Below are 16685 nucleotides of genomic sequence, written 5' to 3'. Positions count from 1 at the left end.
TAAACAAAGCGGTAAAAACTTGTGAATCAAAAAAACTGCCGGACATCCGGCAGTTTTTTTAGTCTACTTTTCAAACGGCACCCAGCCGCCTGTATTCTGAATCATTTCCCATAACGGTTCAGGAAGTCGGTATTTCTCAATTTCAGATGCTTGAATGGCTTTTTCGATTTCCTGTTCGCGGCCTTCTTTGACCAGCACCGCCCATTCGGGGTTAATCAAAATGACACGTCCCAGAGCCACCAGCGGAATTCCGCTTTCTAATACGGCAAGCGCTTCGTCCGCGGTATAGATGGAACCGACGGCCATCAGCGGCACTTTATGGCCGACGCGTTCGTTTAATAAATCCATCCGGGTCCGTGAAGTATCCGCGCCGCGGCGGGCTTTGGAATTGACATCCATCAGTGAAATATGCAGATAATCCAAGTTCTCTTCCGCAAGCGCGTCGGCGAGCATGAATGTTTCTTTCATTGTAAGCCCCGGTGTTTCCGGCTCTTCCGGTGACAGGCGGTAGCCGAGAACGAATGGATTTTCAGCGTGTGTATCAATCGCCTGTTTGACAGCGTCAACGACTGCAAGCGGGAACGCAAGGCGCTTTTCATCGCTTCCGCCCCAGCGGTCTGTGCGCCGGTTTGTTTTCGGTGAATAAAATTGGTGAATCAGGTACCCGTTTGCCCCGTGAATTTCAACACCGTCAAAGCCGGCTTCAATCGCTCTGCGTGTCGCTTCGCCGAATGCTTTCACGATGTGCTCAATTTCTTGTTCGGTGAGGGCCCGGGACGTTTGTCTGCCGTCTTCTTCTGAGCCGCTCGGACTGACGACGTCGTTGTTTGGCACGAGTTCAGGAGGACATTCCAATCCTCCGTGGTGAATCTGCACAACGGCTTTCGCTCCTTGAGACTGGATCGCCTGAGCGAGTTTTTTCAAGCCGGGAATGTGAGAATCATCATAGATGCCGGGCTGGCCTGGAAACGCTTTGCCGTCCGGCGTTACGTTTGCACATGCCGTAATGACCATGCCCATTTCTTTTGAACGGGGAGTAATGTAGCTTAATTCACGGTCGGAAATCGTTCCGTCATCATTTGATGAATAGTGTGTCATCGGTGCGACTGAAATACGGTTTGGTATGGTGACGCCGCTTTCGAACGTAAAAGGTTCAAACAGCGGTTGATAAGTTTGCTTCATCATTTCGCCTTCTTCCTTAGGAGTTTAACTCGTCCGTATTCTAGCTTATGTTTTCATTGTGTGCAATTATTTTGCTTGTTCTTCTTCCGGAGGTTATGACCGGCTGAACCATTTAAACGAATGAAACGGTTTTCTCCGTTCCTTTTCAGGATCTTTATATCCTCCTGAAATTTGATGGCCGATCGAGCTGAATATGACAGCGGCGGCGAAGAGGAGAATGATTTTTTTCATATGCATATCTTCTTTCTTATCTTTTACAAGGTTATTTATAAGCATACGCTTGTGCGAAAAAACCGTCAATTTGTTTATTCTTTTTTCCACTTTCCTGCGGCGAATATCGTTCCGATCTGAATCACAACACTTAACAGAGCGCACACTGCCACTACTGTGTTGCTGTCCATAGAAGACACCCTCCTTTTTGTTAGGTTGATGTATCATATGACAGCTGTCTCTGTTTTGACAAAACCGTAATGCGGTGTTTCATATTTTTCAACACAAAAAGGGCGCTTTTTTAAGCGCCTTTACTTTTTTTTCAGCCGGTTCAAAGCGATTTGCACGGCGATGGCGTCATCCAGGTAGCCGATCGGAAACATGTAATCCGGAATGACGTCGGTCGCTAAAATATAATACAGCAGCGCGCTCCCGAGAATCGCGCGGTCTTCAGCCGGTGTTGATTCATCCATATACTGATGATGCATGTTTTTCAAATGATCAATAAAAGGGCCGACGCTTTCTTCATTGTCCATTTTCTTTTGAAACTCATCGCAAATCAGGCGATGGCCCTGCTGGGTTTTGGCGTATTGTTCATATCTGGTCAGTTCGCGCTCAATTTGCTCCCGGGAAAAAGGCTGATCAAACATCTCGGCCATATTCAGCATATCCTGAATCGCGTGCATCGGGTCTTGCGGCGCAGCTTCTTTTTCATGGCCGATGTCTATGCCTGACGCCTCAAGCAATTCCTCCAGCGGGGTGCGGAGATGTTTTGAAAATTCCTGAAGATGCTTTAAATTGGCCTTCTGTTTGCCGTTGATAATCCGGGAGATGGTGGCCGTATCAATGTTTGTTAAGGCGCCGAGCTTTCTCATGGAGAGTGAGTGCTTATCAAGCAGTGATTTTAAAAGGGGTCCCAGTGTCTTATTTTTATTTTCTGGCAAGGGTGTCACCTCGTTTCCGCCGGAATGATGATCGTCAATCAATAATTTTTGCAGAAAAGGTACCTTTTCTGTGCTGCTGAATAGGATAGTGTAGATTCAACGGCACAACATGTTGAAAAGACATCAAAGAATGGAGAGAAACGAACATGGCTTGGTTATTGATTTTAGGTTTGGCAGTGTCCTCAAGCATTGATAATTTAGGAGTGGGGATGTCATACGGCATCAGAAAAATCAAAATATCGCATGCGTCAAATATGATGATCGCTTTTATCTGTTTTGTATTCAGTTATATCGGAATTTATTTCGGCAAATGGATTTCAGCCGTTTTACCGGGCTTTCTTCCTGTATTGCTGGCGGCGTTTATTTTATCTGTCATCGGTATCCGCATCATTCTGCTGGCTGTGCCGAGAAAAACAGCGCGTGTTGGTGCGTCAGGAAAAAAAGGCCGTTTTGCCGGTCTGCTGCAAAATCCGGAGGCAGCGGATGCCGACGGTTCGGGAGAAATCGGTATATTGGAATCCATGGTTCTCGGGGTGGCCGTATCCGCAAATGCGCTGACCAACGGATTAAGCGCGGGGTTGATCGGGCTTTCTCCCGCTGCCATTTCTATTACTGCGGCGGTCGGAAGCTTTCTGACCATATGGATCGGCTGCTCGCTTGGAAAAAAAGCCGCTTCATTGCGCATCGGTTCTTTTCACGTCGGACAGTTCAGCACGGTGTTGAGCGGAGTGATTATTCTCATCATTGCCGCCAATACGCTGCTCTTTTAAGTTGTCCCGTTCATTTTATGAAAAGCTCAAAATAAATATGAATGTTTCTATTCGGGAGAGTGCATGACGCGGCTCTCTTTTTTGCCGATCTGATATTTTTTCAAAATGAACAGAAAGTCGTCCGTTTCCGTTAAATTCTGCATATTCGGCCTTCAGACAGAACCTTTTTCATAGACTGATCAGCTTGTTTTCTTTCTAAGTTCAGGTAAACAGCAGGTCAGATAGCCTTCATTCCAAATATGGAAAAGCGCTGGAGGAATGGAGGCTCCCTTTACAAATCGGCCATTCTGTTCAAAGATAAAGCCGAATGAGAAAACGTGAGGTGATCTGTGTGAAGTCTGCCATACTTCTGATCTTCACCGCATGGCTGTTATCAGGCTGCGAGTATACCGCGGAGGCTGATGCGGCGCCGTCATTTACACAGGAAGGAACATTTATAAAAGCGGCCGGAAACGATACGATCGCGGTCGAAATTGACGGAGAAAGGCAAGAGGTGAAGGTGCCTTTCACTAAGCGGTTTGAATGTCAGTCGCTGCCTGAACATACGGCGGTGCAAATCACCTATAAAAAAGAGAGCAGCGGACAATTACGGCTTGAGAAACTGAAAAAAGAAACAGATATGTGAAAACGGGGAGGAAAAAAACGTGGGTTTACTGACAAAAAGCGCTGCTGCCTTCGGTGCCGCTCTGCTTCTGCTTGCGCCGTCCGCTTATGCAGCCGAACCTTTGCAAGGGAAAACCATCTATATAGATGCCGGACATGGCGGAGAAGACAGCGGGGCCGGCGGAAATGGACTGCTTGAGAAAAACATCAATTTAGCGGTGTCAAACAAGGTGATCGCCAAATTGGAGACAGAAGGCGCAAAACCTGTAGCTTCAAGGACTGATGATACTTTTTTACGTTTGGACGAGCGGGTGGCGAAAGCGAGCGCCAGCCAATCCGATTTATTCGTCAGCCTCCATACCAATTCAGCCGTATCAACGGCATCGGGCGCGGAAACGTATTTTAATTCGACATATGAAGGAGCGGACAGCGAAAGGCTTGCTTCCGACATTCAGCAGCAGCTTGTCACGTCTTTAGGGATGAGGGACAGAGGCGTAAAAGAAGCTCCTTTTTATGTTATTACATATTCAAAGATGCCGAGTGTGCTGGCTGAATTAGGTTTTATCACAAATCCTCAAGATGCGGACAAGCTGAAAAGCGATAACGGACAAGAGCACGCCGCGGACGCCGTTGTAAACGGAATCGAAACCTATTACAGCGGACGGTAATGATAAAATATGTGTAAATAGCGCCCTCCTGATGTGCATAACGATTATAATAGAGAAAACCGATGACAAACATCTGAGGTGACACATATGACGAATATTTTTGCCCACCGGGGGGCGTCGGGCGACTGCCCTGAAAATACGATGCCCGCATTCAAAAAAGCGATTGAGGACGGGGCTGACGGAATTGAACTTGATGTACAGATGACAAAAGACGGCCGGATCGTGGTCATTCACGATGAAACCCTCGACCGCACGACATCTTTGAAAGGATTTGTGAAAGATACGGCGTATGACAAAATCAGAACCGCCGATGCCGCCGGAAAATGGAAAGATTCTTTTAAAGGTGTCAGAATTCCGCTTTTGTCAGATGTGCTGCGTTTTGCGGAACGTGCTGATTTTCTGATAAACATTGAGCTGAAAAACAGTGTATTCCGTTACGAAGGAATGGAAGAAGAAGTGATCAAAAAAGTCAGATATTACGGACTGGAAAAGCGCGTTATTTTTTCTTCATTTAATCATGAGAGTCTCGCGGTGTGCCACGCCCTGGCGCCTGAAATTGAACGGGCGGTGCTGACAATGGATGTGCTGTACCGGCCTGAACGGTATCTTGCCGCCATTCCCGCTTCGGGTTATCATCCGAAGCTCGGCACGCCGGCGGTCAGTGCTGAAGTGATCACACATCTTGCAAAACACCAAGCGGCGCTCCGTCCGTTCACCGTCAATCGTCCTGAGGATATGAAGCGGCTGATGAAAGCGGGGATAGACGCAATTTTTACCGATTATCCAAAGCTGGCTGTTTCTATAAAAGAAGAATGCCGCAGCTGAGAAGACTGGTCAGACAGTCTTCTTTTTTTATGGGCGGGAAAAAGGCGGTGCACTCATAACTCGGTCAGCCGGTTCATATATTGTAACAGGGCGTTTTGTGTAAGCGTTATCTTTTATCTTATTGAAAGTGAGGCAAAAGTGTGGGAAAAACGGTTATCGTCAGTGCGGCAAGAACGCCGTTCGGAAAATTCGGCGGCGCATTAAAAGAGGTAAAGGCATCCGAGCTTGGCGGCATTGCCATAAAAGAAGCAATCAAGCGCGCCGCTATCAGTGAAAGCGAAGCGGAAGGAGCGGTGATGGGGATGGTCGTCCAGGCGGGTGCCGGGCAGATTCCGGCACGGCAGGCTGCAAGATATGCCGGGCTTCCGTGGTCTGTTCCGGCTGAAACCATTAATAAAGTCTGTGCATCAGGGCTCAGAGCCGTTACCATCTGTGATCAAATGATCCGGGCGAAAGACGCGGACGTGCTGATTGCAGGCGGAATGGAAAGCATGAGCAACATCCCGTACGCCATTCCGGCCGGCCGCTGGGGTGTGAGGATGGGGGACGGAGTTTTTCAGGATTTAATGGTTCATGACGGTCTGACCTGTGCGTTCGACCAGGTACATATGGCTGTCCACGGAAGCACTGCGGCCAAAAAGTACGGCATTTCCCGGGATGAACAGGATCATTACGCTCTTTTGAGTCAGAAACGCGCGGCTGAGGCGGCTGAGGCGGGCAAATTGCGTGAAGAAATTGTCCCCGTCACCTGGATCGGCAAAAAGGGCAAACAGCATATCGTTGAAGCGGATGAGGGGCTGCGTCCTGATACAAGCCTTGATCAGCTCGCAGCGCTCAAGCCAATTTTTACAGCCGACGGAACGGTTACAGCAGGAAATGCTCCCGGTGTAAATGACGGGGCCGGAGCATTTGTGCTGATGTCAGAGGAAAAAGCAGCAAAGCAGCATGTCAGGCCGCTCGCAGCAATACTTGGCTTTGCGTCAGTCGGACTGGAAGCGTCCGAGCTGGCAAGCGCGCCGGGAGAGGCCATCAGCCGGCTCTTGAAAAAAACCGGACTGTCCGTTGACGATATTGATTTGTTTGAAGTAAATGAAGCATTTGCGTCCGTCGTGCTCGTGAGTGAAAAAATAGCCGGGTTCAGCCGGGAGAAAGTGAATGTAAACGGAGGGGCAATCGCGTTCGGCCACCCGATCGGCGCAAGCGGAGCGAGAATCATCATGAGTTTAATATACGAATTAAAGCGTCGCGGAGGAGGTTTAGGCATAGCGGCTATATGCAGCGGAGCGGCTCAAGGAGATGCCGTCCTGCTGGAGGTGTACTGATCAAAGGAGGGAGCGCCGGATGAAGATGAAAACAATCATGGTCGCAGGTGCCGGTCAGATGGGGGCAGGCATCGCTCAGACGGCTGCAGAAGCCGGGTTTGCCGTCAAGTTATACGATTGGGAGCCGGAAACGGTAACAAAAGGTCTTCACCGCATAAAGACAAACCTGGAGAAAGAGCAGGCAAAAGGACGGAAGTCACAGCAGGAGACAGATGCCGTTTTCAGCCGTATTTCCCCGGCAGAGCTTACAGAAGCGGGAGATGCTGATTTTATCATTGAAGCCATTGCCGAAAACAAAAAAGCAAAAGCGGAATTGTTTGACACACTTGATAAAATCTGTCCCCCTCATGCCGTATTGGCAAGCAATACGTCTTCTCTTCCTATTACGGAGCTTGCCGCGGCCACAAAAAGGCCTGAAAAAGTAATCGGCATGCATTTTATGAATCCGGTTCCTGTCATGGAGCTTGTCGAAGTCATCAGAGGACTCGCCACATCGGAAGAAACGGCGGAAACAGTAAAGAAGCTTGCCGTCCGGATGAATAAAACCCCTGTCGAAGTCAATGACTTCCCGGGCTTTATATCTAATCGCATATTAATGCCGATGATTAACGAAGCCGTTTATTGCCTTTACGAAGGAGCAGCTTCAAAGGAAGCGATTGATGAGGTGATGAAGCTCGGCATGCGTCATCCGATGGGCCCTTTAACGTTAGCTGATTTCATCGGGCTGGATACGTGCCTTTCCATTATGGAGGTTCTCTACGCGGGGCTCGGAGATCCGAAATACCGCCCATGCCCTCTGCTCAGAAAATATGTCAGCGCCGGCTGGCTCGGCAAAAAAAGCGGGCGCGGTTTTTATGAGTACGGCAGATGATGTAAAGATCATGAGGGGAGACGGCAGCCATGCATTTTACAGAAGAGCACATCATGATGAGAAAAATGGTGCGTGATTTTGCCCGCAAGGAAATCGCGCCGGTGGTTGAGCTCATGGAATCAACAGATGAATTTCCGGAGCGGCTGATTAAAAAAATGGGCGAAGCGGGATTGATGGGCATTCCCGTCCCGGAAGCTTACGGCGGGGCGGGTGCTGATACAACATCTTACATTTTAGCGATTCATGAAATATCAAAAGTCAGCGCGGCCGTCGGCGTCATTTTGTCCGTCCACACATCGGTAGGCACAATCCCGATTTTGCATTTCGGGACAGAAGCCCAAAAACAAACGTATATTCCGAAGCTGGCAGCGGGGAAATATATTGGGGCTTTTGCGCTTACTGAGCCTCAATCCGGATCTGATGCGGGAAGTCTGAAAACAACAGCCGTGCGACGAGGCGGTTCATATATTCTGAACGGTTCAAAAATCTTTATTACAAACGGCGGAGCGGCAGATCTGTATCTGACATTCGCCATAACCGATCCGGGTAAAGGGAGAAAGGGAATTTCAGCGTTTATCGTTGAAAAAAACACACCCGGTTTTTCTGTCGGAAAAAAAGAAAAAAAGCTCGGATTGTTAGGTTCCAATACTGTCGAATTGCAGTTTGACCAAGCGGAAATTCCGATTGAAAACCGGCTCGGCGAAGAGGGCGAGGGTTTTTCAATCGCCATGAAAAACCTTGACGTCGGACGGATCGGCATAGCGGCTCAGGCGCTCGGGATTATCGAAGCGGCGCTCGGCTGCTCGGTGGAGTACGCCAAAACCCGCAGCCAGTTCGGCAGACCCATCGCTTCGAATCAGGCCGTTTCATTTAAATTATCTGACATGGCAACGAATGCGGAAGCTGCCAAATTATTGGTCTATCATGCTGCTGATCTGTATCAGCGAGGGCTTCCGTGCGGAAAAGAAGCATCTATGGCGAAGCAATTCGCGTCCGATGCGGCGATGAAAGCGGCGGTGGAGGCTGTGCAGATTCACGGCGGCTACGGCTATATGAAAGAGTATCCCGCGGAGCGTTTATTTCGGGATGCGAAAGTCACGCAAATCTATGAAGGAACCAATGAGATTCAAAGGCTGATTATTTCTAAGTATCTTCTTCAATAAAAAGTGCGCAAAGGAGCGAAACCATGGAATCTTATTCTCCCGGTTTAGATGGCGTCATTGCGGTGGAAACGGGGATTTCTTTCCTGGATACACAGCAGGGCAGTATTTTAATCAAAGGCCACGATCTGATTGAGCTTTCTAAAACGGCCGGCTATATGGACATTGTTCATCTCTTATTGGAAGACAGACTTCCTGATGCGAAAGAGAAGAAGGCGCTTGAAGAAGACGTTCGGCGCGGCGGACACCTTCCCGAGGAAATCTTGCGTATATGCCGTCTGCTGCCCGAACGTACTCACCCGATGGACGGACTGAGGACAGGTTTGTCCGCGCTTGGAGGCTTTGATAAGGATATTGATAACCGCACCTCTTCTGTAAATCGGCACCGTGTCCGCGGGCTGATAGGCAAAATGCCCAATCTGACCGTCAACAGCTATCGAGTCATCAACGGACTGGAGCCTTTAGCGCCTGTCGGAACCTTATCGTATAGCGCAAACTTTTTATATATGATTACCGGAAAAACGCCGTCCTCCTTGGAAGAAGAAATATTCGACCGGTCGCTTCTTTTATACAGTGAGCATGAATTGCCGAACTCAACGTTTACGGCCCGTGTCATTGCTTCGACGCAATCGGATATTTACGGCGCTCTGACCGGAGCCGTCGCCTCGCTTAAGGGAAACCTTCACGGCGGAGCGAACGAAGCGGTTATGTACATGCTTGAGGAAGCGAAGGATACAGACGGGTTTACACAATTATTAACTCAAAAACTCGCAAACAAAGAAAAAATCATGGGCTTCGGCCACCGTGTCTACATGAAAAAAATGGACCCGAGGGCGCTCATGATGAAAGAAGCATTGAAAAAACTGTCTGATCTTTCAGGCGATTTCCGTCTTTATCATATGTGTGAAGCCGGAGAAACCGTCATGCGGGAGAAAAAAGGCCTTTATCCGAACTTAGATTACTACGCAGCGCCGGTTTATTACATGCTCGGCATCCCGATCCCGCTGTATACGCCTATATTCTTCAGCGCACGGACGGTCGGACTGTGCGCTCATGTCATTGAACAGCACAGCCGAAACCGGCTTTTCCGCCCGCGTGTCCGCTATACCGGAGCGCGCCTGTAAACAGATGAGAAAGGAAGATGAAAACATGACAGAACCCCGCCGAATGGATGCTGTAATCGAAGAGATTTCTGACTACGTGCTCCATCAGGAGATTGACAGTTCAGAAGCTTTCACTACGGCAGGACATGTGCTTCTTGATACGATAGGCTGCGGAATTTTGGCGCTCAGCTATCCCGAATGTACAAAGCTGCTCGGCCCGATTGTCCCGGGAACCTCCGTGCCCAACGGCAGCAGAGTCCCGGGCACGCCTTTTGTTTTAGACCCGGTCACGGCTGCCTTTAATATCGGCTGTATCAACAGGTGGCTCGATTATAATGATACGTGGCTTGCGGCCGAATGGGGGCATCCGTCTGACAATCTCGGAGGCATATTGGCTTGTGCGGATTATATATCCAGAGTGCGGATTTCAGAAGGGAAAGAACCGCTTACCGTGCGTGATGTGCTTTGCGCAATGATCAAAGCGCACGAAATTCAAGGAATTCTCGCTTTGGAAAACAGCTTAAACAGAGTCGGGCTTGACCATGTGCTGTTTGTGAAAGTGGCGACTGCGGCTGTTTGCGCACAAATGCTGGGCGGCTCAAGAGAGGAAATCAATAACGCCGTATCTCACGCTTGGATTGATAATTCAAGCCTCAGAACGTATCGTCATGCGCCGAACACCGGATCACGCAAATCATGGGCGGCCGGCGACGCGACGAGCAGAGGCGTATATTTGGCCCTTATGGCGCAAAAAGGTGAGATGGGGTACCCGACGGCTCTGACCGCATCCGGGTGGGGATTTCAAGACGTATTATTTAACCGGCAGGAAATGAAGCTTGCCCGCCCGCTTGGGTCCTATGTGATGGAGAATGTTTTGTTTAAAGTATCCTACCCGGCTGAATTCCACGCCCAGACAGCGGCGGAATGCGCGGTCCGGCTTCATCCGGAGGTGAAAGACCGCATCGAAGACATTGACAGGATCACGATTATGACCCATGAGTCGGCAATCCGGATTATCGATAAAAAAGGGCCGCTTCACAATCCGGCTGACCGGGATCACTGCCTCCAGTATATTACGGCAATCGGGCTGCTTTTCGGAGATATCACGGCGGATCATTATGAAGAGGAAACGGCGTCTGACCCGCGAATTGATACATTGCGGAGCAAAATGGAGGTGACGGAACACAAAGCGTACTCAATAGATTACTTAGACCCGAATAAGCGATCCATCTCAAATGCCGTACAGGTGCATTTTACAGACGGCACGGCTACGGGACGGATTGAATGTGAATATCCGCTCGGGCACCGATTCCGCAGAAAAGAAGCCGTTCCGAAGATTCTTGCCAAGTTTTCAGCAAACATCAGCACTCATTTTTCATTGAAGCAGCAGCGGAAAATCGAAGAGGCCTGTAAAGATAGCGGCCAAATGCAGAAGCTCAGCGTTAGTGAATTTATGGACTTATTTCTCATATAAAATAGGAGGGTGACAAACATGACGTGGATCGTCAGCAAGCAGTCGTCTCAAGAGGAGCTTGCAGAGCGGTTCCGTACGCTGATGGCAGCGCCGGATCTATTGCAGATTCCCGGCGCTCACGATGCGATGGCCGCTCTTATTGCCAAGAAAACGGGTTTTTCGGCTCTTTATTTATCAGGCGCGGCTTACACGGCGAGCAGAGGGCTGCCCGATTTAGGCATCATCACGTCGGCGGAAATGGCTGAACGGGTTAAAGATCTGGTCCGCTCGTCTGATCTGCCCGTCCTTGTCGATATTGACACGGGTTTCGGAGGCGTGCTGAATGCCGCCCGGACGGCGAAAGAAATGTATGAAGCGCGCGCGGCCGCCGTCCAAATGGAGGATCAGCGCCTGCCGAAAAAATGCGGACATCTGAATGGGAAGCAGCTCGTGCCGATTGAAGAAATGGCGCAAAAAATCCAAGCGGTCAAGCGGGCCGCGCCGACTCTTCTTGTTGTTGCGAGAACAGACGCCAGACAGCAGGAAGGGCTGGAGGGGGCATTAAAAAGGGCGTCCGCTTATATAAAAGCGGGTGCTGACGCTGTTTTTCCGGAAGCGCTCCAATCCGAAAGTGAATTCAGAGCGTTTTCCAAACAAATCAGTGTGCCGATTCTCGCAAATATGACTGAATTCGGACAAACGCCGTATTACAGTGCTGATGAATTTTCCGATATGGGCTGTCAGATGGTCATTTATCCGGTCACGTCACTCAGAACGGCTGCCAAGGCTTTTGAGCGTATTTTCCGCCTTCTGAAAGAAGAAGGCTCTCAAAAAGAGGGGCTTTCGGATATGCAGACGAGAAAAGAATTATATGAAACGATCGCTTACGATGACTATGAAGACCTGGATCAATCCATTGCCAAAACGATACTGCCGGACGACTGAAAAAGCCCTTTTTTGCAAGGGCTTTTTTTACAGCTTTTTTTTCCTGAACCGCGGGCTGACTTGATTGCGTTTCCGATCTCTGTACAAAATAAACCCGGCCAGAACATAAAGGCCGAACAAAAAAAACGCCAATCCGGCCGCCCCCTGAAGAAAAAGGGACGGAAACGGGGAAAACGCATGCCCGAATAATGCATCTCTCATCAGCTTAATGCCGAGCGCCGCGACAGCGCCGGGGAGGACCAGAATCAAAAGCGCAACAAGCCGGCTCATATTCAGAAAACCCCTTTACGATATGATTTCCTTTATTGTCCAATCGAAAAAATATTTTGTCAAGAGATCAAAACGTGGTAACATAGGGGTTGTGCAAATTATTGCAACGGGAAATACAGGTGTGCAAATTTTTTCATATAAAGGGGTATCGGGATGCAGAAGGTGCTGATTATAGGTGCTGGTAAAGGAGGCACGGCGCTCCTACAGATTTTGATGAAAACAAAACTGATCCGGATTATTGCGGTGGTTGATCAAGATCCGGAGGCGCAAGGGCTGCAAGAAGCCCGGAGATATGGAATTGCAACCTCATCAGATTGGAAACCCTACATAACTGAAGATATAGATATTATCATCCATACAACAGGCGATAAAGCGGTCATGGATGAGCTGCTCCATGAGAAAAAAGAACAAACCATCGTCATGCCGGGAAAATTGGCGTACATGGTGTTTCAGCTGATGGAGGAAAAACAGCAGCTTATCCAAATGCTGAAGTCGCAGACGTATAAGCATGACCGGATTTTTAATTCAACGCACGACGGCATGATTTTTATAGACGTCAACGAAACGATCATTTTATTTAATCAGATGGCAGAAAAAATGGTCGGCCGAAAACGGGAGGATGTCATCGGCCGCCAAATTAAAGATGTAGTGCCGAACACAAAGCTGCCGCGGATTCTGGAAACGAGAGAGCCGGAATATAACCAGAAGCAGCTTCTCGGCAAGCACCTGCAGATTGTCACGACAAGACTGCCGATCATTGATGAAGGCGGAAAGCTTCTCGGCGCGTTATGTGTGTTTAAAGACATCACCGACGCAGTTGAACTGGCGGAAGAGGTCACGAACTTAAAACAAATCCGCACCATGCTTGAAGCGATTATTCAATCGTCAGACGAGGCCATTTCCGTCGTTGATGAAAACGGCATCGGAATGTTAATCAACAAAGCGTATACAAAAATGACCGGGCTGTCAGAAAGCGAGGTCATCGGAAAACCCGCTTCCACCGATATCTCAGAAGGGGAAAGCATGCACCTGAAAGTATTGGGGACAAGGCGGCCCGTGCGGGGTGTGAGGATGAAGGTCGGCCCCAATAAAAAGGATGTCATCGTAAATGTTGCCCCCGTTATTGTGGACGGTATTTTAAAAGGCAGCGTCGGCGTCATCCATGACGTGTCAGAAATTAAAACGCTGACTGCTGAGCTGAATCGGGCGCGCCAGATCATCCGCACGCTTGAAGCGAAATACACGTTTGACGACATTATCGGCACGAGTGAACAAATGCTGGTCGCCCTTGAACAGGCGAAGCTCGGGGCGAAAACGCCGGCGACGATTCTGCTGCGGGGAGAATCCGGCACAGGAAAAGAACTTTTCGCCCATGCCATCCATAATGAAAGCGACCGAAAATACAATAAATTCATCCGGGTCAATTGTGCGGCCCTGTCTGAATCCCTGCTTGAATCCGAGCTTTTCGGCTATGAGGAAGGCGCGTTTACGGGCGCGAGGCGCGGGGGCAAAAAAGGACTTTTTGAGGAAGCGAATAACGGCAGCATTTTCTTAGATGAAATCGGAGAGCTGACCCAAAGCACCCAGGCAAAGCTGCTCAGAGTTCTGCAGGAAAAAGAAATTATCAGAGTCGGCGGCGCTAAAGCGATTTCTGTCAATGTCAGAATTATCGCAGCGACAAACGTCAACATCGAAAAGGCCATGGCGGAAGGCGCGTTCCGTGAAGACCTGTATTACCGGATTAACCGCTATCCGATCTCAATCCCGCCGCTTCGGCAGCGCAAAGAAGATATTGAAGCGCTGAGCATTCGGCTCATTGAAAAAATCAATCAGGATTACGGCCGCAATGTAAAGGGGCTCACGCCGAACGCGCTGCGAGCTTTATCAGCCTACAGCTGGCCGGGAAACGTACGGGAGCTTGAAAATGTTCTCGGACGGGCAATGATATTTTTAGAGCCGCACATGGAACGGATCGAACAGCAGCATCTGCCTGTTTTCGAATCAGAGCTGAATGAAAAAAACGGCACCCAAAGTGATTTTCCGGATGTAGAAGGGGAAAAGCTGTCTCAGGCTGTTGAAAAATTTGAAGCGCACGTCATTCAAAAAACGCTTGAAAAGCATAAATTCAACCGAACCAAAACGGCGAAAGCGCTTGGTGTCAGCATTCGGAATCTGTACTACAAAATGGACAAGTACGGCCTTGCAAATGACGGCATGCAATAAGTTGCAGAGAAAGCGCAAACAGCTGCATGTGTTCTTGAAAAAAGCCGGAATAAACCCTTTCGCATATTTGGCACGGAACTTGCATTGTTAAAAGCGGATTCGCACAAGAAAGGTGGTACAAAATGAAGCTGAAAGACCTAGTTGAAAAAGCCGCGGCAAAAAACGCAAAAACCATTGCAGTGGCCCACGCAGCAGATAAAGAAGTGATCCAGGCCGTCAAAATGGCGGCAGAACACTTGTCGGCACGATTTTTACTGACAGGTGACAGCGGAAAGCTGAAAGAGCTTCTGGCAAATGAGCCGAAGTTCAATGCTGACATCATCCACGCCGATTCACCAGAAGAATCTGCGGCAAAAGCAGTGCGCGCAGTGCGTGAACAAGAGGCGGACGTTTTAATGAAAGGGAATCTCCCGAGCTCAACTCTTCTGAAATCGGTTTTAAACCGCCAGGAAGGGCTTCGTTCAAAAAGGGTGTTATCACATGTAGCCGTTTTTGAGGTGCCGGACTATGACCGGCTGATGTATGTGACTGATTCAGCGCTGAACATTGCCCCGTCTCTTGAAGAGCTCGGGCATATTCTGCAAAATGCGGTTCATGTCGCACATTCTGTAGGGAACCCTATGCCGAAAGCCGCAGTCCTTGCCGCTATTGAAACGGTTAATCCGAAAATGGAGGCGACGCTGAACGCGGCTGCGATCGTCCAGATGTGCAATAGAGGACAGATTACCGGCTGCATTGCGGACGGACCGCTTGCTTTGGATAATGCCGTATCCCAAGCGGCTGCGCTGCAAAAAGGGATTTCCGGAAGCGTAGCGGGCCAGGCGGATATTCTCTTGGTTCCTTCAATCGAGGCCGGAAATATGCTTTATAAGTCAATGATTTATTTTGCGAAAGCAAATGTTGCTGCCGTCATCGCCGGTGCAAAAGCGCCGATCGCATTAACGAGCAGAGCGGATACCGCAGAAAATAAACTGTATTCAATTGCGCTTGCGATTTGCGCATCACAAGAACAGTAGGAGGAACGAACCTATGGAAATTTTCAAATATATGGAGACTTACGATTACGAACAATTGGTATTCTGCCAAGATGAACAATCCGGATTAAAAGCGATCATCGCGATTCATGATACGACGCTCGGCCCTGCACTCGGCGGAACAAGAATGTGGACATATGACAGTGAAGAAGCGGCGATTGAAGATGCACTGAGACTCGCAAAAGGCATGACTTATAAAAATGCGGCTGCCGGTTTAAACTTAGGCGGCGGGAAAACCGTTATTATCGGAGACCCGCGCAAAGATAAAAATGAAGAAATGTTCCGCGCGTTCGGCCGCTACATCCAAGGCTTAAACGGAAGGTATATTACGGCGGAAGACGTCGGCACCACCGTTGAAGATATGGACATTATTCATGATGAAACAGACTATGTAACCGGAATTTCTCCGGCATTCGGTTCATCAGGAAATCCGTCCCCGGTTACGGCGTACGGCGTCTACAAAGGGATGAAAGCCGCAGCGAAAGCGGCGTTTGGCACTGATTCACTGGAAGGTAAAACAATTGCCGTGCAGGGCGTGGGAAATGTGGCTTACAATCTATGCCGCCACCTTCACGAAGAAGGCGCTTCTTTAATCGTAACGGATATCAATAAAGAATCTGTTAAACGTGCCGTTGAGGACTTCGGCGCCCGCGCAGTTGATCCCGGCGACATTTACTCACAGACGTGCGATATTTATGCCCCATGTGCTCTCGGCGCCGTCATTAACGATGACACGATTAAACAGCTGAAGGCGAAAGTCATTGCGGGAGCGGCCAATAACCAGCTGAAAGAAACACGTCACGGCGATACCATTCATGAAATGGGAATCGTGTACGCTCCGGATTATGTCATCAATGCAGGCGGCGTCATCAATGTGGCCGATGAGCTTTACGGCTACAATGCTGAGCGGGCTTTGAAAAAAGTTGAAGGCATCTATGCAAACATTGAGCGGGTGCTCGATATTTCCGCGCGTGACGGCATTCCGACATACTTAGCGGCCGACCGTCTGGCTGAGGAACGAATTGAACGCATGCGCCGTTCAAGAAGCCAGTTTCTGCAAAACGGCCAAAGTATATTAAGCAGACGATAGGAATTTGATCTG

Annotated in this window: 17 protein-coding genes; 13 read left to right on the top strand and 4 right to left on the bottom strand. The window is 49.2% G+C overall.

Features of this window, described 5'->3' with window-relative positions:
- Positions 1–63: 63 nt before the first annotated feature.
- The 3 genes from ACWJJX_RS12130 to ACWJJX_RS12120 all read right to left on the bottom strand — a co-directional run bounded on the left by ACWJJX_RS12130 (position 64) and on the right by ACWJJX_RS12120 (position 2336).
- On the bottom strand, positions 64–1182 hold the full coding sequence (locus ACWJJX_RS12130) for an NADH-dependent flavin oxidoreductase (protein ID WP_003153184.1): 1119 nt from the start codon (positions 1180–1182) through the stop codon (positions 64–66).
- Between the two features lie 93 nt (positions 1183–1275).
- Positions 1276–1413, bottom strand: coding sequence for a hypothetical protein (locus ACWJJX_RS12125; protein WP_014470646.1), 138 nt, complete (start codon positions 1411–1413; stop codon positions 1276–1278).
- Positions 1414–1703: 290 nt separating this feature from the next.
- Positions 1704–2336 (bottom strand): helix-turn-helix domain-containing protein, encoded by a 633-nt coding sequence (locus ACWJJX_RS12120; RefSeq protein ID WP_278071161.1) that lies wholly within the window; start codon positions 2334–2336, stop codon positions 1704–1706.
- Between the two features lie 146 nt (positions 2337–2482).
- Between ACWJJX_RS12120 and ytaF the strand changes: the two genes are divergently transcribed.
- The 10 genes from ytaF (at position 2483) to prpB (ending at position 12056) form a co-directional block, all read left to right on the top strand.
- Positions 2483–3106: a sporulation membrane protein YtaF gene (gene ytaF, locus ACWJJX_RS12115; RefSeq protein WP_007408366.1), complete on the top strand. Its 624-nt coding sequence runs from the start codon at positions 2483–2485 to the stop codon at positions 3104–3106.
- A 307-nt stretch (positions 3107–3413) separates the two neighbouring features.
- Positions 3414–3731: a hypothetical protein gene (locus ACWJJX_RS12110; RefSeq protein WP_032857295.1), complete on the top strand. Its 318-nt coding sequence runs from the start codon at positions 3414–3416 to the stop codon at positions 3729–3731.
- A 19-nt stretch (positions 3732–3750) separates the two neighbouring features.
- Complete coding sequence (locus ACWJJX_RS12105; protein ID WP_015388023.1) at positions 3751–4377, top strand: N-acetylmuramoyl-L-alanine amidase family protein; 627 nt, start codon at positions 3751–3753, stop codon at positions 4375–4377.
- 87 nt (positions 4378–4464) lie between these two features.
- A complete protein-coding gene (locus ACWJJX_RS12100) occupies positions 4465–5202 on the top strand; it encodes a glycerophosphodiester phosphodiesterase (protein ID WP_003153194.1) in 738 nt (245 codons plus the stop codon).
- Positions 5203–5342: 140 nt separating this feature from the next.
- Positions 5343–6524 carry an acetyl-CoA C-acetyltransferase gene (locus ACWJJX_RS12095; protein ID WP_454023004.1) on the top strand — a complete coding sequence of 394 codons (1182 nt, stop codon included), beginning with the start codon at positions 5343–5345 and terminating at the stop codon, positions 6522–6524.
- Between the two features lie 19 nt (positions 6525–6543).
- Entirely contained in the window at positions 6544–7395 is an 852-nt protein-coding gene (locus ACWJJX_RS12090; protein WP_024085587.1) for a 3-hydroxybutyryl-CoA dehydrogenase, read from the top strand.
- 29 nt (positions 7396–7424) lie between these two features.
- Positions 7425–8558 carry an acyl-CoA dehydrogenase gene (locus ACWJJX_RS12085; RefSeq protein WP_102421907.1) on the top strand — a complete coding sequence of 378 codons (1134 nt, stop codon included), beginning with the start codon at positions 7425–7427 and terminating at the stop codon, positions 8556–8558.
- Between the two features lie 23 nt (positions 8559–8581).
- Positions 8582–9679 (top strand): citrate synthase, encoded by a 1098-nt coding sequence (gene mmgD, locus ACWJJX_RS12080; protein ID WP_003153198.1) that lies wholly within the window; start codon positions 8582–8584, stop codon positions 9677–9679.
- Between the two features lie 25 nt (positions 9680–9704).
- On the top strand, positions 9705–11132 hold the full coding sequence (locus tag ACWJJX_RS12075; RefSeq protein ID WP_278071160.1) for a bifunctional 2-methylcitrate dehydratase/aconitate hydratase: 1428 nt from the start codon (positions 9705–9707) through the stop codon (positions 11130–11132).
- Between the two features lie 18 nt (positions 11133–11150).
- Positions 11151–12056 carry a methylisocitrate lyase gene (gene prpB, locus ACWJJX_RS12070; protein ID WP_278071159.1) on the top strand — a complete coding sequence of 302 codons (906 nt, stop codon included), beginning with the start codon at positions 11151–11153 and terminating at the stop codon, positions 12054–12056.
- Positions 12057–12083: 27 nt separating this feature from the next.
- Here prpB and ACWJJX_RS12065 read toward each other — a convergent pair whose 3' ends face one another.
- Entirely contained in the window at positions 12084–12326 is a 243-nt protein-coding gene (locus ACWJJX_RS12065; protein ID WP_007408378.1) for a DUF2627 domain-containing protein, read from the bottom strand.
- Positions 12327–12479: 153 nt separating this feature from the next.
- Here ACWJJX_RS12065 and ACWJJX_RS12060 point away from each other — a divergent pair, with 153 nt between their 5' ends.
- The 3 genes from ACWJJX_RS12060 (at position 12480) to bcd (ending at position 16673) form a co-directional block, all read left to right on the top strand.
- On the top strand, positions 12480–14549 hold the full coding sequence (locus ACWJJX_RS12060; protein WP_007612462.1) for a sigma-54 interaction domain-containing protein: 2070 nt from the start codon (positions 12480–12482) through the stop codon (positions 14547–14549).
- A gap of 122 nt (positions 14550–14671) precedes the next feature.
- The gene (yqiS, locus tag ACWJJX_RS12055; RefSeq protein ID WP_025649863.1) at positions 14672–15565 is read left to right on the top strand and encodes a phosphate butyryltransferase; all 894 of its coding nucleotides are present in this window, start codon (positions 14672–14674) and stop codon (positions 15563–15565) included.
- A gap of 13 nt (positions 15566–15578) precedes the next feature.
- On the top strand, positions 15579–16673 hold the full coding sequence (gene bcd / locus ACWJJX_RS12050; protein ID WP_173613040.1) for a branched-chain amino acid dehydrogenase: 1095 nt from the start codon (positions 15579–15581) through the stop codon (positions 16671–16673).
- Positions 16674–16685 lie beyond the last annotated feature (12 nt).

It is taken from the genome of Bacillus sp. YH3-2-B2 (genome assembly GCF_053663335.1).
This window is presented reverse-complemented; position numbering and strand designations above follow the sequence as displayed.